Source organism: Ruegeria sp. AB5, from assembly GCF_056542645.1.
On sequence record NZ_JBQGAE010000001.1, the window covers coordinates 339,171 to 352,967 of the forward strand.

Annotated in this window: 14 protein-coding genes and 1 riboswitch; of the genes, 5 read left to right on the plus strand and 9 right to left on the minus strand. The window is 59.2% G+C overall.

Annotated features, from left to right (window positions below; genetic code table 11):
* Window positions 1-33: 33 nt before the first annotated feature.
* Window positions 34-1,173: a signal recognition particle-docking protein FtsY gene (gene ftsY, locus ACR0L4_RS01790; protein ID WP_480510126.1), complete on the minus strand. Its 1,140-nt coding sequence runs from the start codon at window positions 1,171-1,173 to the stop codon at window positions 34-36.
* A 58-nt stretch (window positions 1,174-1,231) separates the two neighbouring features.
* A complete protein-coding gene (locus tag ACR0L4_RS01795; protein WP_480510128.1) occupies window positions 1,232-1,867 on the minus strand; it encodes a lysoplasmalogenase in 636 nt (211 codons plus the stop codon).
* A 130-nt stretch (window positions 1,868-1,997) separates the two neighbouring features.
* On the opposite strand from ACR0L4_RS01795, the gene ACR0L4_RS01800 reads away from it, so the two are divergent.
* The gene (locus ACR0L4_RS01800) at window positions 1,998-2,393 is read left to right on the plus strand and encodes a hypothetical protein (protein WP_480510130.1); all 396 of its coding nucleotides are present in this window, start codon (window positions 1,998-2,000) and stop codon (window positions 2,391-2,393) included.
* 2 nt (window positions 2,394-2,395) lie between these two features.
* On the opposite strand, the gene ACR0L4_RS01805 is transcribed toward ACR0L4_RS01800, so the two are convergent.
* Window positions 2,396-3,037: a glutathione S-transferase family protein gene (locus ACR0L4_RS01805; protein WP_480510132.1), complete on the minus strand. Its 642-nt coding sequence runs from the start codon at window positions 3,035-3,037 to the stop codon at window positions 2,396-2,398.
* Between the two features lie 3 nt (window positions 3,038-3,040).
* Complete coding sequence (xseA, locus tag ACR0L4_RS01810; RefSeq protein ID WP_480510134.1) at window positions 3,041-4,525, minus strand: exodeoxyribonuclease VII large subunit; 1,485 nt, start codon at window positions 4,523-4,525, stop codon at window positions 3,041-3,043.
* 76 nt (window positions 4,526-4,601) lie between these two features.
* Between xseA and purD the strand changes: the two genes are divergently transcribed.
* Entirely contained in the window at window positions 4,602-5,864 is a 1,263-nt protein-coding gene (gene purD / locus ACR0L4_RS01815) for a phosphoribosylamine--glycine ligase (protein WP_480510136.1), read from the plus strand.
* 94 nt (window positions 5,865-5,958) lie between these two features.
* Here purD and ACR0L4_RS01820 read toward each other — a convergent pair whose 3' ends face one another.
* Complete coding sequence (locus tag ACR0L4_RS01820; RefSeq protein ID WP_480510138.1) at window positions 5,959-6,723, minus strand: FG-GAP repeat domain-containing protein; 765 nt, start codon at window positions 6,721-6,723, stop codon at window positions 5,959-5,961.
* Window positions 6,723-7,046, minus strand: a complete 324-nt coding sequence (locus ACR0L4_RS01825) for a 2Fe-2S iron-sulfur cluster-binding protein (RefSeq protein WP_152457603.1) — start codon at window positions 7,044-7,046, stop codon at window positions 6,723-6,725. The genes ACR0L4_RS01820 and ACR0L4_RS01825 overlap by 1 nt, the downstream gene beginning before the upstream one ends.
* 127 nt (window positions 7,047-7,173) lie before the next feature.
* Between ACR0L4_RS01825 and ACR0L4_RS01830 the strand changes: the two genes are divergently transcribed.
* A complete protein-coding gene (locus ACR0L4_RS01830; protein WP_480510140.1) occupies window positions 7,174-7,545 on the plus strand; it encodes an OB-fold nucleic acid binding domain-containing protein in 372 nt (123 codons plus the stop codon).
* Between the two features lie 30 nt (window positions 7,546-7,575).
* On the opposite strand, the gene ACR0L4_RS01835 is transcribed toward ACR0L4_RS01830, so the two are convergent.
* Both ACR0L4_RS01835 and ACR0L4_RS01840 read right to left on the minus strand, forming a co-directional pair.
* Window positions 7,576-8,193 (minus strand): GNAT family N-acetyltransferase, encoded by a 618-nt coding sequence (locus ACR0L4_RS01835; RefSeq protein WP_480510142.1) that lies wholly within the window; start codon window positions 8,191-8,193, stop codon window positions 7,576-7,578.
* A 615-nt stretch (window positions 8,194-8,808) separates the two neighbouring features.
* Entirely contained in the window at window positions 8,809-9,741 is a 933-nt protein-coding gene (locus ACR0L4_RS01840) for an alpha/beta hydrolase (RefSeq protein WP_480510144.1), read from the minus strand.
* A 132-nt stretch (window positions 9,742-9,873) separates the two neighbouring features.
* A riboswitch (SAM riboswitch) is annotated at window positions 9,874-9,951 on the plus strand.
* 65 nt (window positions 9,952-10,016) lie between these two features.
* Between ACR0L4_RS01840 and metZ the strand changes: the two genes are divergently transcribed.
* Together metZ and folE2 are read left to right on the plus strand one after the other, a co-directional pair.
* The gene (gene metZ, locus ACR0L4_RS01845; RefSeq protein WP_480510146.1) at window positions 10,017-11,207 is read left to right on the plus strand and encodes an O-succinylhomoserine sulfhydrylase; all 1,191 of its coding nucleotides are present in this window, start codon (window positions 10,017-10,019) and stop codon (window positions 11,205-11,207) included.
* A gap of 309 nt (window positions 11,208-11,516) precedes the next feature.
* Window positions 11,517-12,620 (plus strand): GTP cyclohydrolase FolE2, encoded by a 1,104-nt coding sequence (gene folE2, locus ACR0L4_RS01850; RefSeq protein WP_170748529.1) that lies wholly within the window; start codon window positions 11,517-11,519, stop codon window positions 12,618-12,620.
* Between the two features lie 571 nt (window positions 12,621-13,191).
* Here folE2 and ACR0L4_RS01855 read toward each other — a convergent pair.
* Entirely contained in the window at window positions 13,192-13,797 is a 606-nt protein-coding gene (locus ACR0L4_RS01855; protein WP_480510148.1) for a hypothetical protein, read from the minus strand.

The following is a 13,797-nucleotide window of genomic DNA, read 5'->3' on the forward strand; positions in this document are numbered from 1 at the left end:
CCGAGGATATTTATAGCCAGATGAAGATTTGGATCAGCTTTGGTCGAGGCCGGTGAGGGCCGCGGCGAATTCTTCGGGGTCAAAGGGGGCAAGGTCGTCGATTTGCTCGCCGACGCCGATGGCGTGGATGGGCAGGCCGAACTTGTCGGCCAGAGCAACCAGAACGCCGCCCTTGGCGGTGCCGTCGAGCTTGGTCATGACCAGACCCGAGACATCGGCCAGGTTACGGAAGGTTTCGACCTGGCTGAGCGCATTCTGACCCGTAGTCGCATCCAGCACCAGCAAGGTGTTGTGCGGGGCGGTTTCGTCGACCTTGCGAATCACGCGGACAATCTTGGCCAGTTCCTCCATCAGATCAGCGCGGTTCTGCAAACGGCCTGCCGTGTCGATCATCAGCAGGTCGGCGCCGTCTTGCTGCGCCCTTGTCAGGGCGTCGAAGGCAAGGCTGGCCGGGTCTGAGCCTTCCGGGGCCGTCAGGACAGGAACCCCGGCCCGGTCGCCCCAGACCTGGAGTTGTTCGACAGCGGCGGCGCGGAAGGTATCTCCGGCGGCAATGACGACCTTCTTGCCCGCTGATTTGAACTGGCTGGCCAGCTTGCCAATGGTTGTGGTTTTGCCCGACCCGTTGACACCGACCACCAGCACCACCTGCGGGCGTTTTGGGTAGATGGGCAGCGGGCGGGCAACCGGTTCCATCACGCGGGCAACTTCCTGCGCCAGCAGTTGTTTGATTTCGCGGGTCGAGAGTTTGCGGCCAAAGCGGCCCTCGGCCATATTGGCGGTGATCCGCAAGGCGGTGTCGACACCCATGTCCGAGGCGATCAGCAGCTCTTCGAGTTGTTCGAGCATGTCATCGTCCAGCGCCCGGCGCACCACTGTGCGTTCTTCGCCTCGGCTGAACAGGCGACCAATCAAGCCCTTGCTTTCGCTGGTTTCAGGCGGGCTTGGTGCGGGAATTGGATCTGTTGGGGCAGGTGTGACAGGTTCGGCAGGCTCGGTAACCGGCTGGGGGGACGGGATTTCTGGCGCGGGCTGTGGTTCAGGCTCGGGATGTGGGACTACCGGGTCAGGGGCGGTTTCTTCCCCGCCTTCCTCGACAATGGCGTCCAGCCCCTGTTCAAGGCGCGATGAGGATTTGAACAGCTTGTCCTTCAGCTTTGAAAAAAATGCCATTTTCGATCTCCGCAGGTGTTCCCCTCACCTAATGCGGAATGACCCGAGTTGCAAAGGGTCAGGTGAACGCGATCAACAGCCCGGTCTGGGCGATCCAATAGAGCGGCCAGATCACATATGGCGTCAGGTTCAATGCCGGGTGACCGGGTGAGAGCAGGAATTTCTCGGTCGCCAGAACCAGATCGGAGGCGATGAAAGCCAGCGCCGCCGGAAGAGCCCAGAACAGAACCCCGGTCGGCGGCAAAGACAGGACCGATATTCCCATACCCAGGATTATGGGGATGTAGATCAGAACCGGCACCTTCAGGTCCCCGGCACGCGGGGTCAGAACGGTTGCTGCAACGATGCCCAGCAGGATGAGCGGCCAGACATATCCGGGGCGATCGAAAATGAGCCCTGCGTTGCTGGCGGGGTGAGACAAGAACAGGGCGATATACGCGATATGGCCCGCTGCGAATGCCCCGATACCAGCCATGAAGCTTGCGTCGGACTCGCGTGAGAGCAGGGCATCGCCCACGGCACACAGCGCCAATGCCAGAATCAGCAGCACAGCGCCATCGCTGAGGGCTGCGACCAGGGCAAGCAAGGCGACCGAGACGGTTTTAAGTATCGTGCGCAATGCGCTTGCCGGGCGCGGTGATAGGGGCAGATAGGCCAGGGCAGTTGCTGCTGCGATCCAGATGAGACCGGTCACGGTGGTTTCCTGTCTTCGTCATGAGGTTACAGTCTTTTGAAATCCGCACCTGGCACAACAGGTAACGTAGAGGCAGGAAACTCGGCGCATGCGAATGGCATTGGCCACACGTATCTGACACTATGGCCGTATGTTGAAATCTCTTTCGATTCTGCTGACGTTTTCGGCCCTGCCTGCGGCGGCGCAAACGGCGCTGTCCGGGTCGGAATTCGATGACTATACGCGCGGTAAAACTCTGTTCTACGGCTATAGCGGCGAGGTTTACGGGGTTGAACGCTATCTGCCCAATCGCAGGGTGATCTGGTCGTTTCTGGATGGCCAGTGCAAAGAGGGCGTATGGTATCAGCGCGAGGACCAGATTTGCTTTATCTACGAAGACCGGTCGGACCCGCAATGCTGGCTGTTTACGAAATCCGACGGTGGATTGATCGCACAGTTCGAAGGGAACCCGGAGGCGACGGAGCTTTATGAGGCAGAGGATCTGGGCGAAGAAATGATCTGTCTGGGGCCTGAGGTCGGCGTCTGAGCCTAGCGGGCGCGCAAGTCCTCATAGCCGATCATCACATGCTGCCGAAAAGCGTCTCGGTTGGTCAGTCGGGTGTAGTAGGATTTCAGATGTGGCAGCCGTGTGCGTGCAATGCCGATATCGTAGTATCGATACAGGATGTGGCCAAGCTGGATGTCGGCCAAAGTCAGGTCGGGACCTGCGATAAATGCGCTTTCAGCCAGCCGGGTATCGGCAATTGTCATCTTTCTTTCGACGGCTTCTACAGCACTCTTGATTGACTCTGGGTCCTGGCTTTGAGGTGGCGTTCGAACAACCTGCCAGAACACCGGTCCCGTGAAGGCCATTGCGATATTGATCTTGGCCCAGTCAGCCCATTTGTCAATTTCCGCCCGTTGAATCGGTTCCCTTGGCCAGAATGGCCCGCTGCTATAGCGATCTGCAAGATAGCGCAGGATGGCTCCGGTCTCCCAGAGAGGCGGGTTAGGGCCATCCTGAAGTACGGGAATAGTGCGGTTGGGGTTCATGTCTGCAAATTCCGGTGTGTCGAGCCCGCCAAAAAGATGGCCGACATCATGACGTTGGTACTGCAAACCCAGTTCGCCCACGCACCACATCAGGGCCTGTACATTGGAGGATGTTTTGCGACCCCAGATCGTCAACATGGTTTAGAACAGCGAACCCTGTTCAGAGGCGTCCGGTTTGTTCTTTTTGACAGGTGTTTTTGCAGAACCTCCGGTCGTCAGGCGCCCATCTGTAAATTCGATCTCAAGAACCGGATGTTTTGCGGCCTGCGCTTTTGTGGTGACCACATCCCCTTCTGCCCGGACCACAGCATAGCCGCGCGCTAGTGTGGCCTTGTAGCTGAGCGTCTCACGCAGGCGATCCGTCGCCTCAAGTTGCTGGCGCAGTCGATCCAGCCGCGCGGTTTGGGCGGCCCACAGGCGTTCGGCCAGACGGGCAGTTGCTTGACGCTGTTGGTCGATCTCGCGTCGGATGGGGCGCAGCGACAGACGTGAAGACAGGTTGCGCAGGCTTTCCTGACGCGTCGAAACCATGCTTTGTAGCGTTGAGGGACGCAGATGCGCAGAGGTTTCGACCAGGTGCAGACGCCGGTTCTGTACACTGCGATTCAGGGCTGGGTTCAAGCGTTCCGCAATCAGATCAAGACGTTGTCGCGGTGTGTTCAACAATGCATCCGGGCGAGGGAGGGCGCGCGCAAGGTCGTGCAGTCGCTGGGCGCGACGCTGCACCCCATCGCTGGTAGCACGCGACAGACGTGCGCCTTGTTCGTTGGTCCAGGCCAACAGTTCCAACCGTACCGGCACGGCCAACTCTGCCGCAGCCGTCGGTGTGGGTGCGCGGCGGTCCGAGACATAGTCGATCAACGTTGTGTCGGTCTCGTGGCCGACGGCAGAGATCAGCGGAATCTCGGAGGCGGCAGCCGCGCGTGCGACGCTTTCCTCGTTGAATCCCCAAAGGTCCTCGATGGAACCGCCCCCACGTGCAACGATGATAAGATCGGGACGCGGTAGCGCGCCTCCGGGCGTGAGCGCGTTGAAGCCTTCGATGGCGCGGCTGACTTCGGGGGCGCAGTTGGTGCCTTGCACCGCAACCGGCCAGATCAGAACCTTGCGGGGAAACCGGTCCCGCAGGCGGTGCAGGATATCCCGGATCACGGCACCTGATGGCGACGTCACAACGCCGACAATCTGTGGCAGGTACGGAAGCGGCTTCTTTCGCTCGGGCGCAAACAACCCCTCGGCTTCCAGCTGTTTCTTGCGCTTTTCCAGCAGCGCCATCAGCGCGCCTTGCCCGGCGACCGCGACTTCATCCACGTTCATATTGTACTTGGATTGCGCGCCAAAGGCGGTCAGACGACCGGTGACAACAACCTCCAGCCCTTCCTCGGGCACGACCGACAGGCCCGATATCTGACCTTTCCACGTCGTACAGGCCAGCACGCTCCGGTCATCCTTGATATCGTAGTACAGGTGGCCGGAGCGAGCCTTGAACACCCGTCCGACCTCACCGCGTACACGGATTCGCCCAAACGACCCTTCAAGTGTGCGTTTCACCTCACCCGATATCTCGGAAACCGAATATTCCGGGGTATTCTGGCCAGGAATGGGGTCGTCTATCAGGTCGGACATTTCAGCGCCTTGTGTCAAATGCCCACCCAGCTTAGAACGCCGCGCAGGCGAGGCCAAGCAGATCGGAGACGACCCCATGAACATCCTTATTCTCGGCAGCGGCGGGCGCGAGCACAGCCTCGCCTGGGCGGTGATGCAAAACCCAAAATGCGACCGTCTGATTGTCGCGCCGGGAAATGCCGGGATCGCCCAGATCGCCGAGTGCGCGTCGCTGGATATCGAGAATGGCGGAGCGGTGGTCAACTTTGCCGAAGCCAACGCGATTGATTTCGTGATCGTCGGCCCCGAAGCGCCTTTGGCCGCAGGGGTTGCCGACAGGTTACGCGAAGCGGGTGTTCTGGTCTTTGGCCCTTCGGCCGAGGCGGCGCGACTGGAGGCCTCGAAAAGCTTCACCAAGGAGGTTTGTGATGCGTCAGGCGCACCAACAGCCGCCTATGCCCGCTTCACCGAAGCTGATCCCGCCAAGGCCTATATCCGCGCACAGGGCGCGCCGATTGTGGTCAAGGCAGATGGTCTGGCCGCAGGCAAGGGTGTGATCGTGGCGATGGACGAACAGACCGCGCTGGATGCGATCGACGACATGTTTGGCGGCGCGTTTGGCGGCGCGGGCGCCGAGGTGGTCGTCGAAGAGTTTATGGATGGTGAAGAGGCATCCTTGTTCGTGTTGTGTGACGGAGAGAATATCCTTTCCGTCGGCACCGCGCAGGACCACAAGCGCGTGGGCGAAGGGGATACTGGTTTGAATACGGGCGGGATGGGCGCGTATTCTCCCGCGCCGGTTCTGAGCGCCGAGGTTGAGGCCCGTGCGATGGATCAGATCATCCGACCGACCATGGCCGAGATGAAGCGTCGGGGGACCCCGTTTCAGGGCGTTCTTTATGCGGGTCTGATGATCAAGGACGGGCAGCCCCGTTTGGTCGAGTACAACGTACGTTTTGGTGATCCCGAATGTCAGGTTCTGATGATGCGCCTTGGCGCGCAGGTGATGGACTTGATGCACGCTGCCGCCGATGGGCGCTTGGGTGAGACCCGTGTGAATTGGGCGGACGATCATGCGATCACGGTTGTCCTGGCCGCCAACGGATATCCCGGCGCGTATGAGAAAGGATCTGTCATCAAAGGGTTGGACGAACTTCCTGAGGACAGCAGCAACATGGTGTTCCACGCGGGCACAAGGGCCGTCGAGGGTCAGGTGCAGGCATCGGGTGGACGCGTGCTAAACGTCACTGCGCGCGGCGAGACGCTGCGCGAGGCGCGGGACCGAGCTTATGCGATGGTGGATGGGGTGGACTGGCCCGAAGGGTTCCATCGCCGTGATATCGGTTGGCGGGCGCTGTAAAAGGATTGCCGGGCAAAGCCCGTCTTTATTGGTGCAGGGCGAGGGGCCAGCCCCTCGCGCTCCCCGCGATATTTATGGCCAGATGAAGTTCGGATCAGCACCTTAGTGCTTGAGTGAGGCTTCCGGGGCCTTCGAATTTACCGATATCGGTTTTTCTCCAGCCGTCTTTGTAAGATACGCTGACGATCCGGGACCAGTCGGCACTGGCTACAATGAGTTCAGGAGCGCCGTTGCATGCGCGCAGACCGCCTGAGATAAAATCCTCACCAATCTTGTGATTGGTCAGGCCCGGTATCGCGGCGATTTCGGTCAGAACGCCATCCTTGAACCGCCAGATGCGCAGGGTTTTTGCCAGATGCGGGCGGTCGATATAGGCGATTTCCACATAGCCGTCGCCATTCAGATCGGCCGCCCCGACAGGGGCGAGCCAGCGGAAGCGGGTGCCGATATGGGGTGTGGAAGCAATTTTTTCTCCTCGTGCGTTGTAAATTGCCAGTTGCGCACCAAGCTGGTCCTGGGATTCGACGACAACAACTTCGGAGGTGTCGTCAGAATTGACATCCAGCAAACGTGGGGCGAGGTCTTCGAAAACACGATCTTCGGGCAAGCGGATAGTCACCTGTCTGGTGCCGGAGGTGCCGTCGCCTTTGACGGTCAGTTCCAATGCGCCGTATTCGACAGTGTCGCCCAGGACATTGTGCGCGTATCGTGTGGTTGGTTCAGTAAACCGGGCTGCTCTTATGGCGTCAGCGGCAACGGCAAGGTTTGCCCCTGCCAGCCAAATGCAAAACGTTGTCAGAGCGCCGCGGGCCCGCGCGCGCCAGAAGCGAACGGGCAGGCGCGGCGCTTTGGCTGGCATCAGATCTGCTTTTCTGGCATCTGCACGACCAGACCGTCCAGCGCGTCGGTCACCTTGATCTGGCAGGTCAGGCGGGACCGGGCCGGGTCAGGTTCGTAGGCAAAGTCCAGCATGTCCTCTTCCATGTCGTCTTTGGCCGGAATTTTCTCGACCCAATCGGGGTGGACATAAACATGGCAGGTGGAACAGGCGCAGGCGCCGCCGCAATCGGCCTCAATGCCGGGAATGTTGTTGTCACGGGCCCCTTCCATGACGGTCAGTCCGTTGGCGACCTCGACTGTGTGCTCGGTACCGCCATGCTCGACATAGGTGATCTTTGCCATTGCGTGCGTCTTCCTTTTGCGATGTTCGAAACCTTCCTTAATCAAGGCATTTGGGTCTTTCCAGTACCATTTGCGACTCTGCACGCCGTGTCTGGACTTTCCTTGCTTTTGTTCTATCTTTGTTCTTATGCTTGCAACCTCCGTTCCCCCTGTGGTTTCCAACCGCGACTGGCCCCGTCCGCCCGCCTGTTTGCCGTCCAACCGGTTGGACGATCCATCAGAAGGCGCGCGGGTGGCAGTGGCGGGGCTGGTGATCCTGCGGCAACGACCGGGAACCGCCAAGGGGGTGATCTTTCTGACCCTCGAAGATGAGACCGGGGTCGTGAACGTTGTGGTCTGGCGCAAGGTTTACGAGCAATTCCGTCGCGCGGTCATTTCGGGGCGGCTGCTGAAGATCACAGGCCGGATGCAAAAGGCGCATTCAGTGATCCATGTGATCGCGGAAGAGATTGAGGATATCTCGGCCATGCTGGATGTGCTGGTACGCGGCGAGGGGTAAGCGATACGTCATACGCCAACGTCTCTCGGGTCACTCCAGATCGCGGACCATGTGCAAATGCAGGCCAATTCCATGCCGATCATCTAAAACAGGGATACGCGTTTCCACTTCGACCCGAAATCCCATATGTCGATAAAAGCCAACAGCGTCGTTATCTGCGGCAACATCCAGACAAACTTGGGTGCACCCTTTTGAAACGGCTTGCGCCCTGGCAGCCTCGAGCAACTGGGTAGCAACGCCCGCGCCCTGCATGCCGGGGCTGACGGCAAATTCAAGAATATAGTATGACCCATGACGCGGGGTGGGGAACAGGCGATCCATCCAATGCAGCGCCGAATGCAGATGTTCAGTCTCACTTTCATTGAGCGCCTGTCCCTGAAACTCGACCGAAAAGGTGAAATTTGCAGAAAGCTCTTCTTGGGTATACCCAATCAGAAGGCCTGAGATATTGTTTTGTATAACTGCGGTGAACGCGTGTTTGTGAGAATACAAACCCATTTCCGCAGGCCATTCGGTTTCAATGATCCTATGCAGAACATCCATGGTCCCGAACATGTAACTGTTCAGTTTTGGATCTGTGCTCCAAAGCAGATCGGCAAGTGCCTTTGGCTGCACAGATTTGGAGGCGGGAATTACCAGCAAAGTCAACTTCGCGCTCCTAAATGCGGTTTCAAAAACACCGGGTCGGCACAGGACAAATCTGTCAGTTGCAGCAAGAAATATGGATCGAAGTCAAATCCATACCACATTCTGGGGCGCGAACAAAACGCGCTGGGACGGTTTGTCCCAACGTACTCTGCGCAACGAGGGGCGCAAAGCGCGTCCGGATCGAACCGCAGGCCGGGCGCTGACTGCCTCAGGTCGGCGGTTGATATGTCGTTTGTCCTTCAGCACCCGTTGCCGGTTTTCCCACAATCTGACCAAGCCGCAGATCGGCATGTCGGGGACGGAACAGAAATCACCCGTCACATCTGTCGTTCTTTCATGCAATCCGGTCGCGCCCTGAATTGCCATTGAACTTACCGGTTTGAAAGCGAGGTACATCAGGATCGTGCTGGGTTCAAAAGACCGAAACCGGCGCGCCATTGGTTGTTTGGCGAGATCTTCTAAAAGTTAGATCGCACTGGACACCTTTGCCGACACTGATCGGGTGGGTTGCGTGGGGCAGGCCCATCTGTTCCAAAACGATGGACAGCTTCTAACCATTTGGCGCGGGTCAAAGATTCAGATCAAACAAGACATGTTTTCCAACTGCGAGCAACACTAGGCTTTCTGTGCAAACGGCACCGACGCCTGCAGGTGGGGCAGCGCAAGGAGCCTTGACCAGCGGCGGTGCGGTTGCTCTGGCACGCTTCTTCGCAAAGTGTGCAGGCACAGGCGGTCTGGGTTGCGCAGCAGGGCGTTGTACACGCGCAGCACGCCAGGTCTTGTGTAACTTGACCAGTGGCAAACCCGCCGTTGCGGTGCAGCGAGAGGGAAAATCAGCTTGGACAGGAGTTCCACAGTCGCCGGGCAATCGATCTGCAGCGTAATTGCATTTGGCAAAACCAGACCGGCCCCAATACTGCGGTCACCTGCAATAGGTGGTTGAATCAAGGTCTCGTACAGGAAATCGAACAGGTCGTTTTCGCGGCTGGTGATGTTGATGAACTCTGCCTGACGACCTGCCGGCGTCGCCAAAGCTTCGACAGTACGGGAATGGTAGGTTGCACCCGTCAGGGACACAATCCGGTTCAGCGCGCCGGGTTGGATATGGTGCAACGCTTCCAACGCCAGCTCGGTGCCCATGGAATGGCCCGTGAAGTGGATCGGGCGGTCCGGGTTCAAGTGGCGAATTCGGTGAATAACATCGGCCAGAACGCGGCCGGCCTCAACCGCGCGACGTCGTGCCGCCCATAAGGGGCCGCGCGCATCCCAACCGAATGCAATGGCCAGACCTTCATCTGGGAAGCCTGCACCAAAGCCCAGATGTTGCGGCCAACTTGGGCTGTACCATGGCGTTTCTTTGGGATGCAGGGACAGGATATGGCGATGGGGGCAGGCGTTCGGATCGTCGGGGCGGTATTTATAGCCATGGGTCATGATTATGACCGGCCCTTTGGTCATGCGCGTTTGCCGTAACACCCCGGCAACGGGACGGGGGCTGCCGTGCAACTCGGCGCGTCCCTCGACAGCATTGATCCGGACTACTGGCATTGGCTCCGCCTCGCACAAGATGTTGTGGTGCTGCTTTGTCATGACGCTATGACGCTCCGTGAATGAACGATTACAGAACCGTGACGTTGTCCTGGTCGGGGTTGACGAATTCTCGACTGCGGCGTAAGGGCAACAGCGCTACGTGGCGATTTGTTACCGGATTGCGGGCCACGCTAAACAACACCGCTAAAAGGTCAGGATGAAAGGCCCCTTTCGCTTGACCGCGTCTGGGGTTTTTTTGATGCGCTCCGCGGATCGGAGCCGAAAGGAATGACATGAGCGAGAATTGGAACAAACGCACCCAAGCCGTCCATGGCGGCATCCGTCGCAGTCAGTACAACGAGGTGAGCGAGGCGATCTTCCTGACCCAGGGTTTCGTCTATGACACCGCCGAACAGGCCGAAGCCCGGTTTCTGGACTGTGGCCCGGACGAGTTCATCTATGCCCGTTACGGCAATCCGACCGTCTCGATCTTTGAACAGCGCATCGCGGCGCTGGAAGGGGCCGAGGATGCGTTTGCCACGGCGTCGGGCATGGCGGCAGTGAATGGTGCGCTGACGTCCATGCTGAAAGCCGGGGATCACATCGTGTCGGCCAAGGCGCTGTTCGGGTCGTGCCTGTACATTGTCGAAAACATCCTGACCCGTTTCGGCGTGGATGTGACGTTTGTTGATGGCACCGATCTGGACCAGTGGAAGGCGGCGATCCGTCCTGACACCAAGGCCGTGTTCTTCGAGTCCATGTCAAATCCGACGCTGGAAGTGATCGACATTGCCGCAGTCGCCGAACTGGCCCATACGGTCAATGCCTTGGTTGTAGTCGATAACGTGTTCTCGACCCCGGTGTTCTCGCGCGCGATCGAGCAGGGCGCGGATGTGGTCATCTACTCGGCCACCAAGCACATCGACGGGCAGGGCCGGGCGCTGGGCGGTGTTATTCTTGGCACGCAGGAGTTCATTCGCGGCACGGTCGAGCCCTACATGAAGCATACCGGCGGCGCGCTCAGCCCGTTCAACGCCTGGATCATGCTGAAAGGTCTGGAAACCATCGCCCTGCGAGTCAATGCGCAGGCCGAGACCGCGCAGACCATCGCAACGGCTCTGGAGGGCCATCCCGCGCTGGAACGGACGTTGTATCCCGGTCTGGAAACCCATGCGCAGAATGCTCTGGTGCAGACGCAACTGGGCGGCAAAGGCGGGACCGTGCTGTCGCTGGACATCAAGGGTGGCAAAGAGGCGGCGTTTGCGTTTCTGAATGCAATGACCATCCCTGTGATCTCGAACAACCTCGGAGATGCCAAATCCATCGCAACGCACCCGGCCACAACAACACATCAGCGTCTGAGTGATGAGCAAAAGGACGAGCTGGGCATCACCCCCGGTCTCATCCGCCTGTCGATTGGTCTTGAGGATACAGATGATCTGCTGACGGATATTCGGCAGGCGCTGGAGGTCTCTCAAAGCTAAATCAGCGCGCCTCGACGGCACGACCGCGGGGCGCTTGGGATTTCGCAGTCTGAAAGATCGCGTTCCTACGCGGTGTATCTTCGGCACCGGGGCGCGCGGTTTTATTGAGTCCGATGGGTTTGCGGGCATTGGATTCGCGCCAGCCCGATCTGGCTGTGGGGGCAGCACAGGTCGTATGCGGGTGGCATGTGCCGGTTTTGTGCTGGGTTTTTTCGATCCAGACTGTTATCTCCCGCGTATCGGGCTAAACTGGAAAATGAACTTCAGTCGTTTACTTTATTAAAACGATCAACCGAGGAACCCCAGCCTATGAATGTTCACCCCCGCGACATGGATGACACTCCCAACCGTGACGAAGCAGCCGAGGCTCTTGACGTCTTGCGGCAATGGGCCAAGTCTGCGCCAGCGGCAGAAATCAGCCAGTTGGACCCGGCAATTGCACGCCTGGTGCCCGGGCTGACGGCAGTGAACTACCCCACGTTGTCGCGTGACTATCCAGAGGAATTCGAGGTTGATGCCGCATATCGTGCAACCTTGCCTGATCTGCAAAACGGTCCGTCCAGCCTGATCCGCGGTGCGAAACAGCAAATCCAGCATGTCGGTATTTCCAATTTCCGGCTGCCGATCCGGTTTCACCGCAAACATGGGGCAGACCTGACGCTTGAGACCTCGGTTACGGGTTCGGTGAGCCTTGAGGCCGAGAAGAAGGGCATCAACATGTCCCGGATCATGCGCTCGTTTTACAAACACGCGGAACGCACCTTCAGCTTTGAGGTGATGGAAGCTGCGCTTGACGACTATCTGACCGATTTGGACAGCTTTGATGCACGTCTGCAAATGCGCTTTTCGTTCCCCGATAGGGTCAAAAGCCTGCGGTCCGGACTGGAAGGATACCAGTATTATGACATAGCGCTGGAACTGGTCGAACAGAACGGCGTGCGTCAGAAGATTATGCATCTGGACTATGTCTATTCATCGACCTGCCCGTGCTCACTTGAACTGAGCGAGCATGCGCGGTCGCAGCGCGGACAGCTGGCAACGCCGCATTCGCAGCGTTCGGTCGCGCGGATCTCGGTCGTTGTGGATTGCGACGCCGACTGTCTGTGGTTCGAGGACCTGATCGAACTGTGCCGTCGCGCCGTTCCGACCGAGACGCAGGTCATGGTCAAACGTGAAGATGAACAGGCTTTTGCCGAACTGAATGCTGCGAACCCGATCTTTGTCGAGGATGCCGCGCGCCTGTTTTGTTCCGAGCTTCTGGCCGATCATCACGTGGGCGATTTCCGTGTGATTGCCAGCCATCAGGAAAGCCTGCACAGCCATGATGCGGTCTCGATCCTGACAGAAGGGCCGACCTTTGCGACGTCCAGCTTGGACCCGCGCTTGTTCTCAACCTTGTTTCATGTCGGGTAAGAGCCCGAAATAGCGGCAGAACTCGTCACAACATGTCAAAATAAGCGCCTTTTCGCCGCAATGCAGCAGAAAATGCTGCGCTTGCGATGGGGTTGAGGTATACAGAACGGGAATGCAGCTGCCGCATACCTGCGCCCGTGCAGGTGTGCCGCCCCGGAAGGAAGCCGAGACGTGCGACGCCTTGGACTGCAAGACCCAACGAACCGCCCGAGCAATCGGAGCGGGCAGGGTCCCACTCTCTCGATTGTCCGGCTGCATCGCATTTACAGGAGAGACATGTAATGAACCCAATTACCCAACCGTTGGCGCTGCAGGCTGCGGCTGTACGCGTGGCTGGATACGCGATGGTCAGCCATATGAAAATCATGCAGATCATGGCCCGGTCCGCGATCGAACTGCCAATGGCGCCGATGCAGGCCCTTCGCGCAGCCGCGTCCGAACCTGCCCCAGCACCTGCAAAACCTGCAGTTAAACGCGCACCGGCTGCGAAACCAGCGGTCAAACGCGCCTCCGCATCCAAACCTGCCGCAAAACCTGCTCCGGCCAAGCGGGCTGTGACCGCCAAAAAGGTTCAGGCGAAACCAGCGGCACCCAAGCCAGTGGCAGAGCCGGTCGCAAAATTTACCGCCAAACCGCGCCCGGCGGCCAAACCAGCGGCGGCAAAGACACCTGCGACGGACATCCCGGCGAAGCCCGAGGCCAAAGTTGCGGCTCCGGCCCCCAAGCCAGCCGCCAAGGCTGCTCCGGCGGTTAAACCAGCCGTTAAGGTCGCTCCAGCGCCCAAACCGGCTGCAAAGGCCGCGCCAAAAAAGGCGGCTGCACCAAAAAGCGCGCCTGCCAAACCGTCAGCGCCTAAGGAAAAAGCTGTGGCCCCCAAACCAGTTGCGGCATCGGCCAAGCCTGCCGCCAAGACGCCCAGCTCAACCCCGGCCAAAGCGGCGTCGCCTGCTAAAAGGGTCGCACCCGCAGCTGCATCGACCGAAACGGCGTCGCCTGCCAAGGCACCAGCACCAGCAACTGTATCGGCCAAAGCGTCGACAGAGACGGCAGAGGCCCCCAAACCGGCAGCTCGTCGCACGCGCGCGCCATCAAAGCCGCCCGCGATGCCGCGGGTGACGGCAAAATCCGACGAGTAATCGCGGATCATCTGCTTGACACGGTCGGGCTGGCGCGCCAA